Here is a 19,852-nt window from a genome sequence, read left to right as displayed (position 1 = left end):
ACCGTCACACCTCTAGGAGAGGTCCATCCACGTCGTCTTGAGGCCGGTGTACTTGTCGAGCGCGTGCAGGGAGAGGTCCCGGCCGATACCGGACTGCTTGAATCCGCCGAACGGCGCGGCCACGTTGATCGCGTCCACGGTGTTCACGCTGACGGTGCCCGCACGGACGAGTCGGGAGACCCGGTGCGCGCGGGTCAGGTCGCGGGTCCACACAGAGGCCGACAGACCGTAGTCGGTGCCGTTGGCGATCGCGATCGCCTCGGCCTCGTCGTCGAACCCGACGACGGAGAGCACCGGTCCGAAGATCTCCTCCTGGCCGAGCTCGGACCGCGGGTCGACGTCGTCGAACACCGTCGCCTCGACGAAGCAGCCGCGACCGTTGACGCTCGCCGTCTCGCCACCGAGCACCAGGCGGCCCGACGAGCGTCCGCGCTCGATCCGGCCCATCACGCTCTCGACCTGTTTGCGGTCGATGAGGGGGCCCATGGTGGAGTTCTCGTCCAGCGGGTCACCGGGGCGGTAGCCCTTGGCGCGCTCGATCACGAGGTCGATGAGGTCCGCCTTGACGTCCCGGTGCACGAGCAGCACCGTCGGAGCCGAGCAGACCTGCCCCTGGTGGTAGAACACCCCGTCCGCGGCCAGGCCGGCCGCGCGCTCCAGGTCGGCGTCCGAGAAGATGATGTTCGGGTTCTTGCCGCCGCACTCGGTCCACACCGGCTTCATGTTGGACGCGCCGGAGTACTGAAGGAAGTACTTGCCCACCTCGGTCGATCCGGTGAAGCAGATGCAGTCGACGTCGTGGTGCAGCCCGAGCGCCTTGCCCGCGGTGTGCCCGTATCCGGGTACGACGTTGAGGACGCCGTCCGGAAGTCCGGCCTCCTTGGCGAGCTGTGCGAAACGAAGGGCGCTGAGCGGGGTCTGCTCGGCGGGCTTGAGGACCACGCTGTTGCCAGCCGCCAGCGCGGGGGCCAGCTTCCAGGTCGCGAGGTAGAGCGGGAAGTTCCACGGGGTGACGGCACCGACGACGCCGAGCGGTTCACGCGTGACCGTCGCGAACTCGGTCCTGCCGGTGGGCACGATCTCGTCGTAGATCTTGTCGAGGGCCTCGCCGTACCACCGTATGGTCGCGGCGACGGACGGGATGTCGGCCTCGCGGGCGATGCCCAGCAGCTTGCCACCGTCCAGCGATTCGAGCATCGCCAGCTCTTCGGTGTGCTCGTCCACCAGGTCGGCGAGACGCAGCAGCACCGCCCGGCGCTCTCCCGGTGAGGCGAAGGACCAGTCGCCGTCGCGGAACGCCCGCGCGCCCGACTGCACGGCCCGGTCGATGTCCGCCGCATCGCCCGCGGCGACGTCGGCCAGCACCTCGTCGGTGGCCGGGTTGACCGTCTCGAATCGCGCGCCGTCGGCCGCGTCGTGGAAGCCGCCGTCGATGTAGACACCGGGCTCGGACGTGCCGAGGAGGTCGGAGACTTTCGTGCTGGTACTCAATGCTCTCTCCCGTATGCAGAGTTGGCCGTGTGCTCGTCAGAGCCCGGGGCTGCCGGACAGGTCGTCCTCCGACACCTGGATCACGAGCTTGCCGATGAACTTCTTCTCGGCGAAAGCCCGTTGGGCCTCGCGCAGCTGTGTCAACGGGAAGACGCGGTCGACGTGCGCGGTGATCTGCCCGGCCTCGATGTACCTGACCAGGTTCGCGGTCGTCTCGATCTCCGGGCTGGCGACACCGATGACCTGGAGGTCCTTGTAGATGATCTCGCGTAGATCCACGCGGGCGAACGGGCCCGCGAGTGCTCCTGCGGTGACGAGCCGGCCACCACGCCGCAGGAGACTGAGGAGCTCCATCGACGACTCACCGCCGACGACGTCGCACAGGACGTCGACACCACGCCTGCCGAAGACGGAGAGAACGGCCGCTGTCTGGTCCTCGACATCCCGGGCGACGAACTCGCTCGCGCCGAGGGCGCGTACCTCGGCCTCTTTCTCGGCGCTCGCGATCGCCAGGACGGTTGCCCCACGCATTCGAGCCAACTGGACCAGAGCTGTTCCCACTCCACCTCCGGCGCCGCGGACGACGACTTTGTCACCGGCCTTCACGTCGGTGCGAACGAGCATCTCCTCCGCAGTGGTGTGCGAGACGGGGAAGCCCGCCAACTCGACGAAGGAGACCTTGGCCTTCACCTCGATCGCGCTGGGCGAGGGGACCGCCACGTACTCCGCGAAACCACCGTCCGTGTCGCTTCCGATGCTTCCCACACCCCGGGCCAGAAAGGGGAGTTGCTCATCTCGGAGGATGGGATCGACCATGACCCGTTGTCCTACGCGCCCCTCGTCGACTCCCTCTCCGACCGCGACGACGGTTCCCGCGATCGCGCTCCCCTGGATCCTCGGGAACTGGAACTCGTCACGATTCCAGTTCCCGAGGTCGGTGGCGTCGGCGGGCGCTCCTTCCAGAGCGACCTTCTCCGTCATGCCTTCGGTGACGGTGGAGCCGTACCACCCCGTACGCGCGTTGAGGTCCATGTTGTTGATGCCGCAGGCGCCGACCTTGACGAGGACCTCGCCCTTGCCGGGGCTGGGCACCGGCCAGTCCTTCTCGTGGACGAGTCTGTCGAGGCCGCCGTGGCCGGTCAGCACCATGGCGTGCATCGTCTTGGGAATCACTGCCAAATCCTCCTGTACTCGGCGTGAGTCACCGCCGGTCCGCTTCAACGAACGCTGAAAGTCATCTCCATGCGCGCGGGCTGACTGGTGAACGGCTCGCCTCGCGTCTCGAACGGTGTGGCGAAGTCGATCGCCGCCCATCGCCGCGTCAGCACGCGGACGGCCTCCTCCATCTCCACCTGCGCGATCGGCTTGCCGAGGCAGTAGTGGATGCCCGTGCCCCAGTTCAGGGTCGGCTTCGGTCGCTTCCGGTCGATCCGGAACACGTCGGGCTCGGGATATGCTTCCGGGTCCCGGTGGGCGGTTGCCGCGAGCCCGAAGAACTCGGTGCCGGCCGGCACCTCCGTGTCGAGCACGGTGAGATCCTCGCGGGCGATCCGGAGGATCGACCACGCGCCGGTGCGCCAGCGAACCGCCTCCATCACCGCGGGCGCGATGACCGCGGGATCGGCGTGGCAGAGCTTCCAGAGATCGGGGCGGCTCGCCAACTCGGCTAGCACGAGCCCGAGTTGACCGGACGTGGTGTCGGTGCTCGCGCGCAGCAAGGCGGTCGTGTTGACCACCACATCGCGCCGCGAGACCGTGCCGGCCGCCTCCGCCGCCAGCAGATAGCTGACCACGTCGTCACCGGGCGCCTTCTGCTTCTCCTTGATGAGTCCGTTCACGTAGTCGGCCAGCTCCTGGTAGGCCGCCTCGATGGCCTCGTTGTTCGCCGGGTCCATGTAGACCACCTTGAGGAGCTGGTCCGAGATCCTCTCCAGGAACGTGGCGTCGGCGAGGGGAACGCCGATGAGCTGGGTGAAGAGGCGCGAGGGGATCTTCGGGGAGAACTCGGTGACCAGATCGACCGTCCCGCGGGGCTCGAAGCCGTCGACCAGGTCCTCGATGATCGCGCCGACCGTGGGCCGGAGCGCCTGCACCCACTCGCGGTTGAAGTAGCTGCCGAGCAGGGTGCGGAGGTTCTTGTGATGGTCGCCTTCGAGATTGTTGATGCTCGTCACCGCTGACTGGAACACGGCACTGGACTCGTCGAAGCCCGTCGCCGCGTACATCTCGTCGAACCCGATCTTCAGGCGACGGTCACTGAACAGCGTGTGGCACGCCGCGTAGGTCAGCGCCTCGATCCCGCGCGAACTGCGCGCGAGGCCATTGGGGCTGTCGGCCAGGGCGCGACGGGTGACCTCCCAAGGGGCGGACCGGAACTCCGCCGAGAAGACATCGATCTCGGGCAGGTCCCCCACACCGAACGTCGACGCCGTCTGCTGCACACTCATCCGTCCGCTCCTTCGTCAACGGGCTTCGAAGCCCGGCGTGGCGCCCCGCGGTTGCCAAGCAGGGTCCGCCCGGTCGGTCATGCGATCGTAATCTCAACATCACAGCAAGACAAGGATTTCGCGCATCCCAAGATGATGTGGCACGAATCTTCACCATGAATATCAGTCGCGATCAGCATTTCTGACACAGCTCGTCAGCTCTGCAGGGCGGCGAAGCACTGCTTGTCGGCTCCGCAGACGGGGCAGAACCAACTCGCCGGAATGTCCTCGAACCTCGTGCCCGGCGGCACACCGCCGTCGGGGTCGCCCTCGACGGGGTCGTACGTGTATCCGCAGGGCGCGCAGTACCACTTCTGTGCGGTCGTCGTCTCGGTGCTCATCGTCTGCCTCTCAGTTCTCGTCGGCCGGTGCGATCGGGACCGTGGTCGGAGTGCTGACGCCGTTGCCCAGCACACGCTCGGGCGTGCCACCGAGGCGGAACGGCGCGCGGGCACGGACGAGGATGGGCAGCAGCGTCGCGAGGAACGCCCGGGCGACCATCGCCCCCACGGCGATGTGCGGCCCGTACCCGAAGGCGAGGCTCTGCACCCCGGCGTCGCGATCGAGGTCGAGCTGGTCGCCGTTGCCCCACACGCCCTCGTCCCTGTTCGCCGACGCGATGACCGGGAAGACGCCGTCACCGGCACGAATCTGCTGACCGCCCAGCTCCACGTCCACGACCGCGGTCCGGAACAACCAGTGGGCATGCTCCAGCCACCGGAGGATCTCCTCCGTCGAGCGTTCAGCAGCCGCGGGGGTCTCCCAGTAGCGCGGATCCTGTGTCTCGGGGTGCTCCGCGAGGAACCGCCACCGATTCGGCGATCGCCGCGTAGAGCGACGCGGCGCCGGCGAGCACCATGTCATGGAAGTTCCAGGCCATCTGCTGATCGGTGAGCAGCGGGCCCTTGCTGTCGTTGGCCAGCACCGCCCTGGAGAGGGGGTCGTTTCCCGGCGTCTCGCGTCGCTGCCTGACCAGGTCCTCGAAGTACGTCAGGAGCGTGGGCGTCAGCTCGCCCGTGCCCGGGTGATAGAAGACCGTGATCGCCTCGACCCATGGCGATTCGTCCGCCGGGAGATCGTAGAAGCGCGCGAGGAACCTGGCGGTCAGCGGAACGCTGATGTCGTGGACCGCGTCGATGTCACCCTCGGGCAGCTTCGCGACGAGGTCGGAGCAGATCTCCTCCATCGCGTCCCGGCAGGCCTTCATCGCCGCCGCGCTGAAACCGCCGCCGCCGGTGAAGATCCGTCGCCAGGCGGTGTGTTCTGGCTGGTCCTTCAGGAAGAACGAGCCCGCGTTCTCGTCGTCGTACGGTCCGTACAGGCCCTGGTGGGGCTTGTTGCTGTACGTCTTCGCGTCCAGCAGGACCGAGCGAACATCCTCGTACCTGCTCACCAGCCACGCGGACTGCTCCTTGCACCACCACACCGGCGCCTCGTGGCGCAGGCGGGCGTAGACCGGGTGCGGGTTCCGGAAGAAGGCCGGCTCCTCGAACACGACCTCCTCGAGCGGGCGCTCGTCACGCCCCGTCCTGGCGTCGGCCTGGATGCCGGAAAGATCATCTTTCACTGCCACGACTCTCTCCTGTCATCTGAATCGAGTGAATCGACGCGACGGACTCGCCGTCCCGGCACTGTCAATGGCCGAAGTGGTTGGCGTTGATCTCGATGTACTTCAGCCAGTGGGCCGGGACCTGATCGGCGGGCATCGGCGCGTCGACCGGGCAGGCGGTCCTGCACGCGCCACAGTCGATGCAGCCGTAGGGATCGATGTAGAGCTGACTCGCCGAACTCGATTCGGGGTCCTCCGGGGCCGGGGAAATGCAGTCGACCGGACAGACCTCCACGCACGAGAATTCCTTGGTACCGATGCAGGGCTCGGTGATCACGTAGGTCATCTTGTTCTCCACATACCTTCGTCGATACGGGGTTCGGGCAGCGTCACTCGAACAGTTCCTCTCCGGTCTCGGCGTCCCGCACGACGATGGCGGCGACGGGGCACGCCGACACCGCGTGCAGGATCTGCTCGCGCCCGTCCAAGGGCGGCTCGCCGACGACCGACTGGCCGTGTTCGTCGGTGACGAAGGTCCGCGACGCGGCCTGTCTGCACATCGCGTTGCCGATACAGAGGTCGGCGTCCACCGAGATGTCGAGGCTGTGCTGATGCATTTCCCGGTCCCTTGTCTCTCTTTCAACCCCGGCCGAGAGCCACGGCCAGCTGGTCCGCTCGGCGAACCACCTTGACCCTGGGCCGGCCCTGTGACTCGCCCAGTCCCTTCTCATGGCTGTTGAGCAACTCCCAGCCGGCTTCGCGGACCACCTCCACCCCGCGCTGTTCCAGGAGGGACAGCAGGTCCGCGGAGGTCGACCGCGGCTCCGGCAGCAGTCCGGCGTCACGGTCGGCGAGGAGCAGTTGCGCGGTCTGGACGGCACAGCGCTTGTTCGTCCCGATCACCCCGGAGGGACCGCGCTTCGCCCATCCGGCGACATACGTGCCGGCGATCGGATCGCCGGTCCGCGGCTCGACGATCCGGCCGTCGTCGTTGCGGAGCGTTCCGCGTACGTCGTCGAAAGGCACGCCGGGAAGCGGTGAGCTCTTGAACCCGATGGCCCGGATCAGCAGCTGCGCCGGGACGACCTGCGTGTCCCCCGTCGGCCGCGCGGTGACCCGATCGCTCTCAAGCGTCAGGGCGTTTCGCGCGACGCGGATTTCTTCGACCTTCTCGCCTCCGATCACCTCGGTCGGCGAAGCGGCGAAGCGAAGAACGATGCGCCTGTGGCACCCCTTCGGCTCTCGGTTTCGAAGGGCCCGCAGGAGGTCGACGTTGCGCTGTTGGGCGGCGTTCGCCGGGTCCAGGCCGACGAAGGTCTCCTCCGGTGCGTCGACCACCAGGTCCACGTCGTCCCGGTCGGCGAGTTCCCGAAGCTCGACGTCGGTGAAGGCGCTCTGCGCGGGACCGCGCCGGCCCAGCACGATGATCTCCCGCAATGCCGATCGCGACAGAGCCTCGACGCCGTGATCGGCCATGTCGGTCGTGCGGAGATCCGCGCCGTCCGAGGCGAGCATCCGCGCCACATCCAGCGCCACGTTGCCGTTGCCGACGACCACGGCGGTGGCGGTCGAGGTCAGGTCGAACTCGCGCTCGGCGTGGTCGGGATGACCGTTGTACCAGGACACGAAGTCGGCGGCGGAACAGGAGCCGGGCAGTGCCTCCCCCGGTATCCCGAGGCCATGGTCCCGCGCCGCCCCCACCGCGTAGATGACGGCGTGGTAGGCGGACGCGAGCTCCGCGTGCGTCACATCGGCACCGACCTCGACATTGCCCAGAAACCGGAACCCAGGCCGCCGGGCGATCTTCTCGTAGGCGGCTGTGACGGACTTGATCGTCTGGTGGTCCGGCGCAACACCGTGCCGTACCAGCCCCCACGGCACCGCCAGGCGCTCGTACACGTCGACCTCGGCCGGGACACCGTCGCGGCTCAGCAGGTGTCCTGCGGCGTAGAAACCCGCGGGACCGGATCCGACGACGGCTACGCGCAGGGCTGGTGCCGGTGCCGGTGCCGGTGCCGGTGCCGGTGCCGGTGCCGGTGCCGGTTCATCTTGCTTCATCGCGCTTGCCTTTCGGCTCGGTTCCGGACGGGGCATCACCACGTGACGATCAGCTCGATCGGCTGGTGCATGTGGTGCACGAAGACGTCGGGCATGTACTCCACGGTCGGTTGGGCGAGTTCGAATCGCTCGAACCGCTTGGCCAGTGCCGTGAAGGCGATCTGGCTCTCCAGGCGCGCGAGGGCGGCGCCGAGGCAGTGGTGGATTCCGCCGCCGAACGTGATGTGCCGGTTCGGGAACCTCGTGATGTCGAAGCTGTCGGGATCCTCGAACGCCCGAGGATCGCGATTCGCGGCGGCCACGATGCCGTACAGGTCGTCACCCGCGCGAATCACCGTGCCACTCAGTTCGACGTCCCGGGTCGCGCGCCGGTTGATGATGACGAGGGACGGCTCAAACCTGAGGCATTCCTCGACGGCTTTCTGGGCGAGGCCGTCGGGATCGGTGCGCAGCAGGTCCCACTGGTCGGGGTTCTTGATGAACGCGTACAGGCCGTTGGTGATCAGGGTGAGTGTGGTCTCGTGTCCGGCCAGCAGGATGGTGATGGCGACGGAGATGGCCTGCGGGCGGGTGTAGACGCCCTTCTTCTCGCCGGCGGCGATCAGCGAGAGGATGTCGTCGCCGGGGTTCTTGCCCCGCTCGTCGAGGAGCGGGCCGAAGTAGGCGGCGAGTTCGTGGAGCGCGGCCACGGCACCGGCGGTGCCGTCCGCCGGGTTGGTCAGCCGCTCCGTCGTCTCCTTCAGCAGCAGGGCGTCGGACTCCGGCAGGTTGAGCATGATCCGGATCGCGAGGAACGGCAGCTGGGTGGCGAAGTCGTTCTTGAACTCCATCCGGTGGTCGTCGTACTTCGCCTCGATGAGACCGTCGACGGTGCTGCGGATGAGGTCTGTCCAGCGCTTGATGTTGCGCGGGGTGAACCATTCGTGCAGGGCCTCGCGCATGTGCAGGTGGTCGGGGCGGTCGGCGCTGAGCACCAGGATGTCCCCGAGCCCGATGCCGAGGTGACCGCGGTAGGCCGGGTCGACGCCGTCGACCAGGTCCCAGGCGTCCTCGTCGATCGGCGGGTAGTACTCCGAGGCCTTCAGCCCCTTGGGGGCACTGCTGAAGATGTCCGGGTTCCTGGTGACGAAGGTGACGTCCTCGTAGCGGGTCACCAGCCACGCCTTACGGTACGGGTTCCAGTGCACCGGATCCGTTTCCCGCAGCGGAGCGAAGAAGGCGTAGGGGTCGGCTGACAGCAGCGGTGCGTTGAGGTTGTCGACGTCGTACACGCCAGTCTCAGTCACAGGTCTCTCACTTCTTCTACGCCGGTGCGGGCTCAGGAGCGGGTTGCGGGCGAGGCGGGATCACACGGCAGAGGCCAGCCGCTCGCCGTCGGCGTCGGGATCGGTGCTCTCCCCGAGGCCGTCGCCAGACGTGCGAACACTCAGGCGAACGACGACGCCGAGGACGCCGATGGCGGCGACCCCGAGCGGAACGGCCCACGTCACGTACCACGCCTGGCCGGTGGCCCGAGGCCAGCACAGGTTCACCACCTCGAAGGTCAGCCAGGCCAGAGACGCGGCGACGAGTACGGGGGTGGCGCGTCCGAAGTTGAACGGCCCGTACTCGAACCGTCCGGTGAACACCTTGACGGCGAGTGCGCCCACGATGAGGGCCATCGTGACGTAGAACCCGGTGGTCGAGCCGGCGATGAGCGTGGTGTAGATCCTGTTCGAGAAGGCCGAGACCGTCACGACGGCGGCGAGACCGCCGCCGACGACGAGGCACCGGATCGGGTAGTTGTGGCGGTCCGACAGCTTCACGAGGAACTTCGACGCGGGGACCGAGCCGTCGCGCGCGAACGACCACAGCACTCGGGACGCCGCGGTGTGACACGCGACCAGGGTGGCGGCGAAAGCCAGGAGGATCAGGGCCAGGAACGGCTTCGCGATGCCGGCGCCGAACGCGGCGACGATGGTGTCGGAGGCCGGGTCTGCCACCTGCCCGAGCATGACCGCAGGCAGGTCCGGGACAGCGAGCAGCAGCGCCAGCGACGAGATCAGTATGACGGCGCCGAGGGAGAGCACCGCATAGATCATGACCTTGGGAAGGTGACGCGCCGGGTCCTTGATCTCCTCCGCCATCGAGCAGGCACTCTCGAAGCCGGCGAACGAGTAGCCGATCAGCGCGACGGCGAAGAAGAATCCGCCCCACAGGTAGTTGCCGTGCGCGGCCCCGGCGCTCTCGGTGAGAACCGACAGGGGGTGGTCCCGGTGCCAGACCAGAAGGACGACCGCGAGGAAGACCGAACCGATCGCCTCGGCGACCAGACACAGTCGGGTGAAGACCTTCAGAACCGTGGGACCGAGCATGTTGAGGACGGTGACAAGCACGATGATCACAAGCGACACCATCGTCTGCTGGGTCACCGTGAACGGGTCGATGCTCAGCAGCGGCGGCAGGAGTCCCGCCATGAAGTAGGCGACGGACGCGACACCGATGATCCAGGTCCACAGGTAGGCCCATCCCGCCGCCCAGCCGTAGCCGGGCCCGGCCAGCCGCCTGGCCCACTGGTAGCCACCGCCTTCGACGGGCCACCGGGACACCATGAGCCCGAGAGTGCAGGCGACCAGGACTTGAAGAGCCAGTACTCCGACGTATCCCCACCAGCCGAGCGGGCCGGCTGCCACGAGTACGAGGCCGAAGACCGAATAGAGGGCCGCGATGGGCGAGATGGTGGCGAAGGAGAAGACGAGTGCGTCTCGCGCTCTGAAGTCTCGCTTCAGACGCTGGGTGGCTGCTGATTCCACAGGACGATCCTTCCCGGGAGACCGCGCTCCGGCGGGCCGCTGCTGATCCGGGCGATGCGCGGGCAGCCAGCAGGTGGGAGCTGGTTCAGTGGCAGGACTGTAGGCCGGATCACAACCCGTGACAAGAGTTTTAGTCAGAATTACCGTGCGGCAACCGGCAGTCTCTCCCTCACGTCACGGATTCAAGCGCGAAACTGACCTCGGCGACAGGCAGGAGGGCGGTACCCGCCCCTCCTGCGCACGGTCACGGGCCCTCCCCGCAGGCAGCCCCGGGGGAGGTTCACCATTTCGCGCGCGACTTGGTACCGTTCCCCACAGGGCTCAGAGAACCCGGCCCTCCGGACGAGAGTGAACGCCGTACCCGGTCTGACGACGGCGCCGTACCGGAGGTGCCCGTGGAACAGATCATCTCGGTCTTCGGATCGCTGAACGTGCTCGCGGCGTTCGTCGCGGTCCAGCTCGGCCGCCTGGGAGTCGGTACGCGCAGGTACCTCGCCTTGAATCTGGTGGGGTCGACGATCTTGTCGGTCATCGCCGTCCTCGATCACCAGTGGGGGTTTCTCCTCCTGGAGGGCGTCTGGGCGCTGGTCTCGGCCAAGAGTCTGATCGGGACCTTCATGAAGGACAGTGAACCCGCGCGAGATCGATAGAGCGCGCGCGAGTTGCCCCTTCCCCTTGGTGCCGAACAGGCCTTCACCGCAGAAGTACGACCTTGCCGAACCCTGTACCGCCTTCGAGGTGCTCGTGTGCGGCCGCGGCGTCGGCGAGCGGGAAGGTCCGGTCGAGCACCTGCGGTGCGACACCGTACTCGACCAGGAAGGCCGGCAGCGCGGCGAGGTCACGGGGACTGCCCATCGTCGTACCGAGCAGGCTGAACTGTCCGAAGTAGAACGACGGACGTCGACCGGGACCCGCTCGGGGCGCGACGCGCCGAGCGCGATCAGTCTGCCGCCCGGCTTGAGCGCGCGCAGCGAGTCCTGGCAGGCGCCGACCGCATCGAGGACGACATCGAAGCCGTCACCGCCCGGAGCGAGCGCGCGGGATTCGACCGCCCAGTCCAGCTCGGTGTACGGGACACCCGCGACGGCGCCGATCTCCCGCGCCCGCTCGATCCTGGCCACCGACGACGTCACGCGCACGGTCGCCCCGGCGGACGCAGCGAGCCGGACCACCGTCGTGGCGACACCGCCGCCCGCGCCGAGCACCAGAAGCGACTCCCCCGCCCTGAGGCCGGCCCGGGTGAACAGCGCCCGGAACGCCGTCACTCCGACCAGGGGCAGCGCGGCCGCCTCCGCCCAGCCGTAGCCGGGGGGTTTGGGGACGACGTTCTCCACGGGCACCCGGACGGACTCCGCGTAGGTGCCGGGCCGGTGGGGTCACCGAGGATCTCCCAGTCGGACGCCGGAGCCGCGTCACCGTGCCCCCAGCCCAGGGTCGGCAGGATCACGACCTCCTCACCCGTGTCGGCACGCACCCCGGCTCCGTCCGCACCCAGGACGTGCGGCAACGGCGAACCGTAGCGGCCCTGCCGAACCAGGATCTCGTGCCAGTTCAGCGCGCTCGCCCGCAGCCGCACGACTACCTCGCCCGGCAGCGCGACCGGAACCGGCATCCTCGGGCCGCAGCAGGGCCGCCTCCCCGAACTCCCTCAGCACGACGGCGCACATGGCCCGCCTCCTCGTCGTTCGCCCACCCTCACTTTTCCGGGTGGTGATTTCGAATGCGCGGTGTCAGTCGAGAATGCTCATGCCGATCCGGGTCCATCCGCCGTCGACCACGAGGGTCTCCGCGGTGATCCACGACGACTCGTCCGACGCGAGGAACAGGGCCGCCTTAGCGAGGTCATCCGGTCGCCCGATCCGGCCCAGGGGGATACTCGCCGCGATGCGGGTCCTGATCTCGTCGTCGTCGAGCACCGACGCGGTTCCCGGCACTTCGACGAAGCCCGGAATCAGCGAGTTGGCCCGGATGCCGTGCGGGGCCCCCTCAGCCGCGACCTGCTGCGTGAGACCGATCACGGCCGCCTTCGCGGCACTGTGGCCCACCGACGAGCCGGGCTCAAGGCCCTCGATGGGCAGACCGCGGAGAGCGGCGGCCGACGAGGTGTTGACGATCGTCCCACGGCTGGCCCGCAGCGCCTCCCACGCGGCACGGACGCCCGCGAAGACGATGTCGGCCTCGTGCCGCATTCCCTCGCGCCAGGCGTCCCAGGCCTCAGGGTCGTCGATGGCCACCAGCCGCACGCCGGACGCGTTGTTGTACAGGATGTCGACGCGCCCATAGGCGTCAAGTCCCGCCTGGATCCACTCCGACGCACCCGCCGGAGTGCTGACGTCCAGTGGATGCACCGAGATCATCTCCCCGCCGGCCGCGCTCACGAGCTCGACGGTCTCCTTCGCTCCCTCGGCTTTCACGTCGCATCCGACGACCTTCGCACCCTCGGCCGCGAACAGCTGCGCGGCCGCTCGTCCCTGCCCTCCCCCGGTGCCCGAGATACAGGCCACCTTGCCTTCGAGTCGTCCGCCGCTCATCACCGCTCCGTTCTTGTCCTTTACGCACGGGTCATCAACGCAGACGGGCCTGCGCCGTTTCGGGGCGACGACGGAATCAGCGGGGCCGGGGCGGTCCGCGGCGCTCGTGGGGACGCCGATGCCTCTGCGGGCCGAGAACGTCGCTCGCCGCTCCGGACGGAATCAGGGCCCGGTTCGCCACCGACGCGATTGCTCGCACACCGTTTCGTCACTGGTACTTGACGGGTCGGCCCGGGATCGCGGGCCACGTCCGCGGGCAGGCCCCCGGCAGGAGCTCGGCGCCCTGCTTCGCGGCCAACGCGATCAAACGGTCCTGCGACGTGCGGATCATCGGCCGCTGCGCCGCGACCGCCGCCGCGGTGAGCGGCGCATCGCGTTCGACGTTCTCGATCGTCGGGATCGCGTCGAACGCGAAGAGGTACCGGCCGCCGTCGGCGACTTCCATGAGGACGGACAGCTGCCCCGGCGTGTGTCCAGGGCTCGCGAGCACCTGGATCCCCGGCGCGATCTCCTCGTCGCCGTCGAGACGGTGCCAGGCGATGCCCGGGTCGGTGTAGTGGTCGTGGATGAAGCCTCCCGACGCATCGCCGGTGTTCAGCCCGAACTCGAGCTCGGCCCGCTGGATGTAGACCGGTCGACCGTCCGCGAAGCGTCGGATCCCTCCCGTGTGGTCCGCGTGCAGGTGACTGACGACGAGCGCGTCGACGTCGTCGAGCGTGACGCCGCACAGCCTCAGTTGGCCGTCGATCGGATCGGGGTCGGGGCCGGGTAGCTCGGGGTCCCCCCAGTGGTAGAAGCGACGCGAGAACTCGGGGTCGCGGAAGTCCGGGCCGAGTCCCGTGTCGAAGAGGAACCAGCGCCCGTCGGAGCGGGCGAGAACCGAGGTGAGGGGCAGGCGGATCGGTCGCTCGTCGGTCTCCCCCTCCACGAGGAGGCTGTGCGGCATGTACTCGTAGCCGAGTGTCAGCAAGTGCAGTTCGTCACACGCCATCGTCACTCCTGCCTGGGATTCGCGCGGGGTGCCGTTCAGGGGGCGGTCAGGCCGCCGTTGGGGTCGAGGGTCTGGCCGGTGAAGTAGTCGCCGTCCGGCGACACGAGGAACAGCGCGGCGCGCGCCACCTCCTGGGGGGTGGCCCACCGACCGAGCGGGATTCCGTCGAAGCGGCCTTCCGTGTTCTCGACGCTGTTCAGCATCGACTCGGTCGCGACACCGCCCGGGCACACCGTGTTGACGGTGATGGTCGGCGCCAGCTCGACGGCCAGCGTGCGAGCGAGCGTGACGACGCCGGCCTTCGCCGCCGAGTAGTGGGGAAGCCCCGGTTGGCCGTGGTAGGCCGACGACGAGCCGAACAGGACGATCCTGCCGCCCCCTTGCTCCAGCATGACCTTCGCCGCCGCCTGCGCGCAGAAGAACGCGCTCTTCAGGTTCGAGTCGACGATCTCGTCGTACTCGGCCTCCGTGATGTCGGCGAAGGGCGCGTGGCCCATCTCGTAGGTGTCACCGGCGTTTCGGACCCGTGCCCCGCCAGCGACGGACACGAGGATGTCCAGCCCTCCCAGGCGCTCGGCCGCTCGTGCGAGGGCCTCATGGCACTCGGCTGCCGACGAGAGGTTCGCCCGCACATAGTGGCCTTGCCCGCCGGCGGCCTTGATGACCGACAGGACGGCGTCGGAACTCGTCTGGGGTGCGATGTCGACGGCGACCACCGACGCGCCGGCTTCGGCGAGCACTCCGGCGGTCGCCTTGCCGATACCGGCCGCCGCACCGGTGACCACTGCCTTCTTCCCCACCAGGGGCTTGACGTCCACAGTGCTCCTCCTCTGGGCATTCGCGTGCCGCTCTGCGGTGTTCGAGCCAGGGATGTGCGACGGCCCGGACGTAGCGAGTACAGCGGACCTTCGCGTGGCATTCTATCTATCGATCGACTGAAAGAAAGGTTCTCCCACCAACGCAACGGTGCCGCGGCACCGGGAACGGACGAGCATGTCCATCACTCTCATCGCCGATATGAAGATCAAGCCCGGCCTCCTCGACGAGGCACTGTCCGTGATCAAGGACGAGATGCCGGAGGCCCGCGCGTTCGAGGGGTGCGAGTACGTCAACGTGTACACCGCGCAGGACGACCCCAACCGGATCGTGCTGATCGAGAGCTGGGCCTCCGAGGAGGCGTTCGCGTCCTACGACGCCCTGCGGACCGAGCGCGGTGACGCCGACGCGTTCACCAAGTACTACGACGGTGCACCGTCGGTGACCAAGCTGGTCGCCACGCCCGGGTTCTGACAGGCCTCCGACTAAGCCGAAGGCGCCAACTCGCCTTCGGTGTCGGGGTCGTTCTGGCTGCCGGCGGCGTCGTGATCCGGGCGGAAGATCACGCGGATCACGACGCCGAGCACGGCGATGGCGCCGAGCCCGAGAGGGACCGCCCAACTCACGTACCACGCCTGACCGGTGGCTCGCGGCCAGGCCAGGTTGACGACCTCGAAGGCGACCCAGGCCAGGGACACGAGGACGAACGCGCCCGTCGCACGGCCCAGTGTGAACGGCCCGTACGAGAAGCGTCGGGTGAAGACCTTCACCGCCAGCGCGCCGATCACCGCGGTGATGGTGATGTAGTAGGTCGCGGTCGCGCCCGCGACGAGCGTCGTATAGATCCTGTCCGAGAACGCCGAGAGCATCACCACGGCCGAGAGGACACCGGCGGTGATCAGACTGCGGATCGGGTAGCTGCGGCGTGTCGAGAGCCTCACCAGGAACTTCGACGCGGGAATCACGCCGTCGCGGGCGAAGGACCACATGACACGGGATGCGGTGGTGTTGCACGCGACGAGGCTCGCCGAGAAGGCGATGAGGATCAGGAGCAGGAAGGGCTTCGCGAAGTCGGCGCCCAGCGCCGCGACCACCGTGTTCGAGGCCGGGTCGGCCACCTGCCCGGCCATGACCGCCGGCAGGTCCGGGATGGCGACGATCAGCGCCATCGCCGAGAGCAGGACCACTGCGCCCAGCACGAGAACCGCGTAGATCATCACCTTGGGCAGGTGGCGTGCCGGGTCCCTGACCTCCTCCGCCATCGAGCAGACGCTCTCGAAACCGCTGAACGAATAGCCGATCAGCGCCACGGCGAAGAACAGACCGCCCCACACGTAGTGGTGCGGTGTGGCCCCGGCCCGCTCGGTGAGAACGGAGAACGAGTGGTTGCGGTGTGACACGAGCAGGACGAGCGCGAGCACGACGGAACCGATGGCCTCGGCGGCCAGGCAGATACGGGTGAAGATCTTCAGGACCCCGGGACCGAGCATGTTGAGCAGCGTGGCACACGCGATGATCACGATGGCGACGATCGTCTGCTGGGACAACGTGAACGGATCTAGGCCGAGCAACGGTGGCAGGATGCCCGCCATGAAGTACGCGACCGACGCGGTGCCGATGAGCCAGGTCCACAGATAGGACCACCCCGCCACCCAGCCGAGGGTGGGTCCGCCCAGCCGCCTGGCCCACTGGTAGCTGCCGCCCTCGATGGGCAGTCGCGACGCCACCAGGCCCAGCGTGCTGGCGACCACGAGCGATATCGCGAAGACGGCGAGGTATATCCACCATCCGACCGGGCCGGCCAGGACGATCACCAGGCCGAAGACCGAGTAGATCGCCGCGATGGGCGAGATGGCGGCGAACGAGAACGCGAACGCGTCGCGCGCCCTGAAGTCTCGTTTGAGATGCTGACGAGTCGTTGATTCCACGGGAGGGTCCTTCCAGGGGATCGCATTCCGACGGATCGCCGAAGAGCCGACCGGAATGCGGTCAGCCGGCGGTAACGGGCCGGCCCGGTCGCGGGAATTCCGACCGGGTCACACCCGAGGACCAGAGTGACGTTGCAGCGTTTTGTGGCTGATCGAAATCCAGGTGTAAGACCCCACCTCGATGGAGCCGACCTCCTCCGGGGATCTAGCGGTTGCTCGCCGACGCCATACGAGCCGTCATCTCGCGTCGGGCTTTCGCGAACTCACGTGGCGCATTGAGCGCTTGGACGGCGACGGTCCGCTCGCCTGCCACGTAGTGGGCGACGAACTGGTCACCCGTGGTGTCGCCTTCGATCTCGACCCGCTCGTATCCATCGATCAGGCCCACCATCTGCAGTTTGAGATCCCCCTGCTGGGACCAGAACCACGGGGCGGTCGGTGCGGGCGGCGCCGCCCCTGTGATGTCGGCCGCCACGGCGCGGGCCTGCGCGATCGCGGCGGGGACCGATTCGATCCGCACCAGACGATCGGCGACGGTCGGATGAGGCTGGACGGTGCAGTCTCCGGCGGCATGGACACCGGGACGGCTGGTCCTCCCGTGTCCGTCGACGACGATGCCGCCCTCGATGCGAAGGCCGGCACGGGCGCCGAGTTCGGTGGTCGGAGTCATCCCGATGCCCGCCACGACGAGATCGGCCGGAAGGACCGTGCCGTCGCTCAGCAGCACCGAGTCGGTGCGCTCGCCGTCCCCGTGGATCTCGCGGACCGTCGTGGTGAGCCGGAACCGGATGTCCCGCCGTTCGTGCGCCCGCAGGAGAAGGGCGGACACGTCCGGAGCGACCGATCGCGTGAGTACCCGGGACGCGGCTTCGACGACGGTGACCTCGATGCCGTGCGCGGCGGCGGTCGCGGCGAGTTCCAGGCCGACGAATCCCGCACCGATGACCAGGAGGTGGCGAGCATCGCCCAGTTCGCGACGCAGGAAGTGGGCATCGGCCAGGGTACGGAGCACGAACAGCCGCTCGGCTCCGGTTCCTCCGATGCGGGGCACGAGCGCGGTGCCGCCCATGGCCAGGACGAGGTGGTCGAAGGGCTCTGGCGGGCCGTGTTCCAGGAACGCGGTTCCGCCGGTGTCGCCCGGTCGGAAGCTCAGGTCGGTGACCCTGGTTCCGGGCACCATCCTGATGTCGCGGTCCGGGTAGAACGTCGGCCGTCGGATGTACAGGTCGTCGATGACGAGTTCGCCGGTGAGCGGGGTCTTGGACAGGGGCGGGCGTTGATAGGGGTGGGCCGGCTCGTCCCCGATCACGGTGATGGCTCCCGGGTAACCGAACTCCCGCAACGACTGTGCGGCTTGGGAGGCGGCCTGGCCCGCTCCGACGACCACGGTACGTGTCATCGCGGCTCCTGCGGTACGGCGACTTCGATGCCGTCGAGGGGCCGGGTCAGGTCGATCTGACAGGCCAGTCGGCTGGTGGGCAGTCGCGGCGCGAGAACGCCGTCGAGCATGTCGTCCTCGAGGTCCGAGGGCGGGCCGATGACATCCGCGTGGTCCGCGCTCACATAGACATGACACGTGCCGCAGGCACCGCCGCCACCGCATTCGGCGATGATCCCGGGCACCCCCGCTTCGACGGCGACCTCCATGAGGGTGTCGCCGGCACGCGCGGCGGCGCTGATGTACGTGCCGTCGACCCTGAACCTGACGGCGATCGTCTCGCCCTGGTCGACGTCCAGGTCCTCTGCCTGATGTCGTGGTTCCTGTACGGCGGTCGTGGTCGCGGCGATAACCGCCTCTGCGACTCCGGGCATGCGGGACGGGTCGGTCACCCACGCGGGAGGCGCCGGGCTGCGGCCCTCCCGCCATGCCGTGATCTTGTCGTCGAGCTCCGCGGTCTGCAGGGCTTCGGGCCGGATCCAGAACGCGGCTTCGACGAACTGCGCGGCGACCGTCGCGTCGAGGGTGCTGAGTTCCTCTACGGCGATGCCGAGTTCGGCCTCCTCGGCCGACGGAGGTGTGTAGTTGTCGACCTCGGCTCCGGGGAAGGACGAGTCGACGGCCGCGCACATGGTGAAGGCCGCCTCGATCATCCCGCCGAAGGGGACCTGCACCGCTCGCGGAAGGTCGTCCCAGCCTGTCCCCTCGTCGAGTGAACGACGCAGGTGGTCGGCGCCCAGGGCGGCCAGGGTCATCCCCTGGGCGTAGAGCGGGTTCATCGACCCCGCCGCATCGCCCAGGACCAGCAGGCGCCTCGGCAGAGAGGCCGATTCCCAGCGTCGGCGGAGGTTGCCGGGCTGGTGGTAGACCTTGATGTCGCCGACGGGGACGCACTGGCGGGCGATCTTGCCGAGGATCGGGGACCGCGCCTTGTCGATGAAGTTCAGGAACCCGTCGGGGTCTCGTGGTGGGAAGTTCCGCATCATGCCCAGGGCGGTGAGCTGATGGATTCCGTTGTCGCCGGGGAGGAGCACGGCCCCGTACAGGTGCTCGGGTGTGGGGAAGGCGACGACGCCCTTGAAGCCGTCCAGGGCTCCCGGTGGCACCCGGACGAACTGGGTGGCATAGCCCGTGAAGGCGTACGCGGTCATCCGCTCGGGTGCCGGGAATCCCGCCTCGGTCAGCCAGGACTCCACGCGGGACCGGCGCCCGGAGCAGTCGACGACGAGGTCCGCGGTGAGCCGGGCGCCGTCTCGGAGCCGTATTCCCTCGACGGTCTCGCGGTTCTCGGAGAGCACGAGGTTCTGGGCGGAGTTCCGGACGATGCGCACGTTGGGCAACCCGAGTACCTGCTGCCGCAGAACGTGCTCCAGGACGATCCGCCGGAACGCGATGCTGTCGGTGCTCGGCACCAGGACCCGCCATCCGGCCGACGTGTACTCGGGGACGTCGGCGGCCTGGTCGTAGATCAGGCTGCCCGCGTCGAGGAACCCTTGTCGCAGCCCGGGAAGGAGGGCGCACATCCGCTCGAATCCGAGCGGCAGCAGGACGTGCACCTGGTGTCCCTGCGGGGCGCCGTCACGCGGGGTCGGACCGTCGGGCAGGTGGTCGCGTTCGACGATGGTCACCTGGTCGCAGTAGGGGCTGGCGGCGGCAGCGGCCAGGAGGCCGGAGATGCTTCCGCCGATGACGACGACGTGTCCGGGCATAGCTTTGCTCCTCATATGGGCGTTTTATGCCTGAGAAGAACAATCGAATATATCGATCGACCG

21 protein-coding genes and 1 pseudogene are annotated in these 19,852 nt (G+C 68.4%); 2 read left to right on the top strand and 20 right to left on the bottom strand.

Annotation, left to right across the window (positions count from 1 at the left end; translation table 11 throughout):
- Nucleotides 1-12: 12 nt before the first annotated feature.
- From ACFY1L_RS22275 to ACFY1L_RS22225, 11 genes are all read right to left on the bottom strand, one after another.
- A complete protein-coding gene (locus ACFY1L_RS22275) occupies nucleotides 13-1,491 on the bottom strand; it encodes an aldehyde dehydrogenase (RefSeq protein ID WP_388826774.1) in 1,479 nt (492 codons plus the stop codon).
- A 36-nt stretch (nucleotides 1,492-1,527) separates the two neighbouring features.
- Nucleotides 1,528-2,664, bottom strand: coding sequence for a zinc-binding dehydrogenase (locus ACFY1L_RS22270; RefSeq protein ID WP_388826771.1), 1,137 nt, complete (start codon nucleotides 2,662-2,664; stop codon nucleotides 1,528-1,530).
- Nucleotides 2,665-2,708: 44 nt separating this feature from the next.
- Entirely contained in the window at nucleotides 2,709-3,938 is a 1,230-nt protein-coding gene (locus ACFY1L_RS22265; protein ID WP_388826768.1) for a cytochrome P450, read from the bottom strand.
- Between the two features lie 194 nt (nucleotides 3,939-4,132).
- Nucleotides 4,133-4,318: a rubredoxin gene (locus ACFY1L_RS22260; RefSeq protein ID WP_388826765.1), complete on the bottom strand. Its 186-nt coding sequence runs from the start codon at nucleotides 4,316-4,318 to the stop codon at nucleotides 4,133-4,135.
- A gap of 10 nt (nucleotides 4,319-4,328) precedes the next feature.
- Nucleotides 4,329-4,703, bottom strand: coding sequence for a cytochrome P450 (locus tag ACFY1L_RS22255; protein ID WP_388826927.1), 375 nt, complete (start codon nucleotides 4,701-4,703; stop codon nucleotides 4,329-4,331).
- Nucleotides 4,704-4,719: 16 nt separating this feature from the next.
- Nucleotides 4,720-5,550, bottom strand: a complete 831-nt coding sequence (locus tag ACFY1L_RS22250) for a cytochrome P450 (RefSeq protein WP_388826763.1) — start codon at nucleotides 5,548-5,550, stop codon at nucleotides 4,720-4,722.
- Between the two features lie 61 nt (nucleotides 5,551-5,611).
- A complete protein-coding gene (locus ACFY1L_RS22245) occupies nucleotides 5,612-5,872 on the bottom strand; it encodes a ferredoxin family protein (protein ID WP_388826760.1) in 261 nt (86 codons plus the stop codon).
- A 43-nt stretch (nucleotides 5,873-5,915) separates the two neighbouring features.
- Nucleotides 5,916-6,143: a ferredoxin gene (locus tag ACFY1L_RS22240; RefSeq protein WP_388826757.1), complete on the bottom strand. Its 228-nt coding sequence runs from the start codon at nucleotides 6,141-6,143 to the stop codon at nucleotides 5,916-5,918.
- Between the two features lie 22 nt (nucleotides 6,144-6,165).
- Nucleotides 6,166-7,584, bottom strand: coding sequence for an FAD-dependent oxidoreductase (locus ACFY1L_RS22235; RefSeq protein ID WP_388826754.1), 1,419 nt, complete (start codon nucleotides 7,582-7,584; stop codon nucleotides 6,166-6,168).
- Between the two features lie 35 nt (nucleotides 7,585-7,619).
- Nucleotides 7,620-8,870, bottom strand: a complete 1,251-nt coding sequence (locus ACFY1L_RS22230; RefSeq protein ID WP_388826751.1) for a cytochrome P450 — start codon at nucleotides 8,868-8,870, stop codon at nucleotides 7,620-7,622.
- Nucleotides 8,871-8,930: 60 nt separating this feature from the next.
- The gene (locus ACFY1L_RS22225) at nucleotides 8,931-10,376 is read right to left on the bottom strand and encodes an APC family permease (RefSeq protein ID WP_388826748.1); all 1,446 of its coding nucleotides are present in this window, start codon (nucleotides 10,374-10,376) and stop codon (nucleotides 8,931-8,933) included.
- Between the two features lie 395 nt (nucleotides 10,377-10,771).
- Here ACFY1L_RS22225 and ACFY1L_RS22220 point away from each other — a divergent pair, with 395 nt between their 5' ends.
- Nucleotides 10,772-11,026, top strand: a complete 255-nt coding sequence (locus ACFY1L_RS22220; RefSeq protein WP_388826942.1) for a hypothetical protein — start codon at nucleotides 10,772-10,774, stop codon at nucleotides 11,024-11,026.
- 43 nt (nucleotides 11,027-11,069) lie between these two features.
- Here the strand turns inward: ACFY1L_RS22220 and ACFY1L_RS22215 are convergent, their stop codons facing one another.
- From ACFY1L_RS22215 to ACFY1L_RS22190, 6 genes and pseudogenes are all read right to left on the bottom strand, one after another.
- Nucleotides 11,070-11,360 carry a zinc-binding dehydrogenase gene (locus tag ACFY1L_RS22215; RefSeq protein ID WP_388826924.1) on the bottom strand — a complete coding sequence of 97 codons (291 nt, stop codon included), beginning with the start codon at nucleotides 11,358-11,360 and terminating at the stop codon, nucleotides 11,070-11,072.
- Nucleotides 11,327-11,509 (bottom strand): annotated as a pseudogene (locus ACFY1L_RS22210) (hypothetical protein); the annotation flags it as partial. The gene ACFY1L_RS22215 and the pseudogene ACFY1L_RS22210, both read right to left, overlap by 34 nt.
- 128 nt (nucleotides 11,510-11,637) lie before the next feature.
- Complete coding sequence (locus ACFY1L_RS22205) at nucleotides 11,638-11,988, bottom strand: alcohol dehydrogenase catalytic domain-containing protein (RefSeq protein ID WP_388826745.1); 351 nt, start codon at nucleotides 11,986-11,988, stop codon at nucleotides 11,638-11,640.
- 118 nt (nucleotides 11,989-12,106) lie between these two features.
- A complete protein-coding gene (locus tag ACFY1L_RS22200) occupies nucleotides 12,107-12,907 on the bottom strand; it encodes an SDR family NAD(P)-dependent oxidoreductase (RefSeq protein ID WP_388826742.1) in 801 nt (266 codons plus the stop codon).
- A 208-nt stretch (nucleotides 12,908-13,115) separates the two neighbouring features.
- Nucleotides 13,116-13,898 (bottom strand): N-acyl homoserine lactonase family protein, encoded by a 783-nt coding sequence (locus ACFY1L_RS22195; RefSeq protein WP_388826739.1) that lies wholly within the window; start codon nucleotides 13,896-13,898, stop codon nucleotides 13,116-13,118.
- Between the two features lie 35 nt (nucleotides 13,899-13,933).
- Nucleotides 13,934-14,716, bottom strand: a complete 783-nt coding sequence (locus ACFY1L_RS22190) for an SDR family NAD(P)-dependent oxidoreductase (protein ID WP_388826736.1) — start codon at nucleotides 14,714-14,716, stop codon at nucleotides 13,934-13,936.
- 175 nt (nucleotides 14,717-14,891) lie between these two features.
- Here ACFY1L_RS22190 and ACFY1L_RS22185 point away from each other — a divergent pair, with 175 nt between their 5' ends.
- Complete coding sequence (locus ACFY1L_RS22185; protein ID WP_388826733.1) at nucleotides 14,892-15,188, top strand: putative quinol monooxygenase; 297 nt, start codon at nucleotides 14,892-14,894, stop codon at nucleotides 15,186-15,188.
- Between the two features lie 11 nt (nucleotides 15,189-15,199).
- Here ACFY1L_RS22185 and ACFY1L_RS22180 read toward each other — a convergent pair whose 3' ends face one another.
- The 3 genes from ACFY1L_RS22180 to ACFY1L_RS22170 all read right to left on the bottom strand — a co-directional run bounded on the left by ACFY1L_RS22180 (nucleotide 15,200) and on the right by ACFY1L_RS22170 (nucleotide 19,789).
- Nucleotides 15,200-16,642, bottom strand: coding sequence for an APC family permease (locus ACFY1L_RS22180; RefSeq protein WP_388826731.1), 1,443 nt, complete (start codon nucleotides 16,640-16,642; stop codon nucleotides 15,200-15,202).
- Between the two features lie 205 nt (nucleotides 16,643-16,847).
- On the bottom strand, nucleotides 16,848-18,041 hold the full coding sequence (locus ACFY1L_RS22175) for an NAD(P)/FAD-dependent oxidoreductase (protein ID WP_388826728.1): 1,194 nt from the start codon (nucleotides 18,039-18,041) through the stop codon (nucleotides 16,848-16,850).
- Complete coding sequence (locus ACFY1L_RS22170) at nucleotides 18,038-19,789, bottom strand: tryptophan 7-halogenase (protein WP_388826725.1); 1,752 nt, start codon at nucleotides 19,787-19,789, stop codon at nucleotides 18,038-18,040. The genes ACFY1L_RS22175 and ACFY1L_RS22170 overlap by 4 nt, the downstream gene beginning before the upstream one ends.
- Between the last annotated feature and the right edge of the window lie 63 nt (nucleotides 19,790-19,852).

Source organism: Streptomyces sp. NPDC001663 (genome assembly GCF_042893105.1).
Lineage (GTDB): Bacteria > Actinomycetota > Actinomycetes > Streptomycetales > Streptomycetaceae > Streptomyces.
Note: the sequence above shows the minus strand (reverse complement) of the source record. Positions and strands in the feature narration are given on the sequence as shown.

Bases quoted from the DNA above. Each gene is read 5' to 3' on its own strand.
- ACFY1L_RS22265 (WP_388826768.1), bottom strand. From the start codon at position 3,938: ATGAGTGTGCAGCAGACGGCGTCGACGTTCGGTGTGGGGGACCTGCCC.
- ACFY1L_RS22260 (WP_388826765.1), bottom strand. From the start codon at position 4,318: ATGAGCACCGAGACGACGACCGCACAGAAGTGGTACTGCGCGCCCTGC.
- ACFY1L_RS22245 (WP_388826760.1), bottom strand. From the start codon at position 5,872: ATGACCTACGTGATCACCGAGCCCTGCATCGGTACCAAGGAATTCTCG.
- ACFY1L_RS22240 (WP_388826757.1), bottom strand. From the start codon at position 6,143: ATGCATCAGCACAGCCTCGACATCTCGGTGGACGCCGACCTCTGTATC.
- ACFY1L_RS22235 (WP_388826754.1), bottom strand. From the start codon at position 7,584: ATGAAGCAAGATGAACCGGCACCGGCACCGGCACCGGCACCGGCACCG.
- ACFY1L_RS22205 (WP_388826745.1), bottom strand. From the start codon at position 11,988: ATGCCGGTTCCGGTCGCGCTGCCGGGCGAGGTAGTCGTGCGGCTGCGG.
- ACFY1L_RS22200 (WP_388826742.1), bottom strand. From the start codon at position 12,907: ATGAGCGGCGGACGACTCGAAGGCAAGGTGGCCTGTATCTCGGGCACC.
- ACFY1L_RS22195 (WP_388826739.1), bottom strand. From the start codon at position 13,898: ATGGCGTGTGACGAACTGCACTTGCTGACACTCGGCTACGAGTACATG.
- ACFY1L_RS22185 (WP_388826733.1), top strand. From the start codon at position 14,892: ATGTCCATCACTCTCATCGCCGATATGAAGATCAAGCCCGGCCTCCTC.
- ACFY1L_RS22175 (WP_388826728.1), bottom strand. From the start codon at position 18,041: ATGACACGTACCGTGGTCGTCGGAGCGGGCCAGGCCGCCTCCCAAGCC.
- ACFY1L_RS22170 (WP_388826725.1), bottom strand. From the start codon at position 19,789: ATGCCCGGACACGTCGTCGTCATCGGCGGAAGCATCTCCGGCCTCCTG.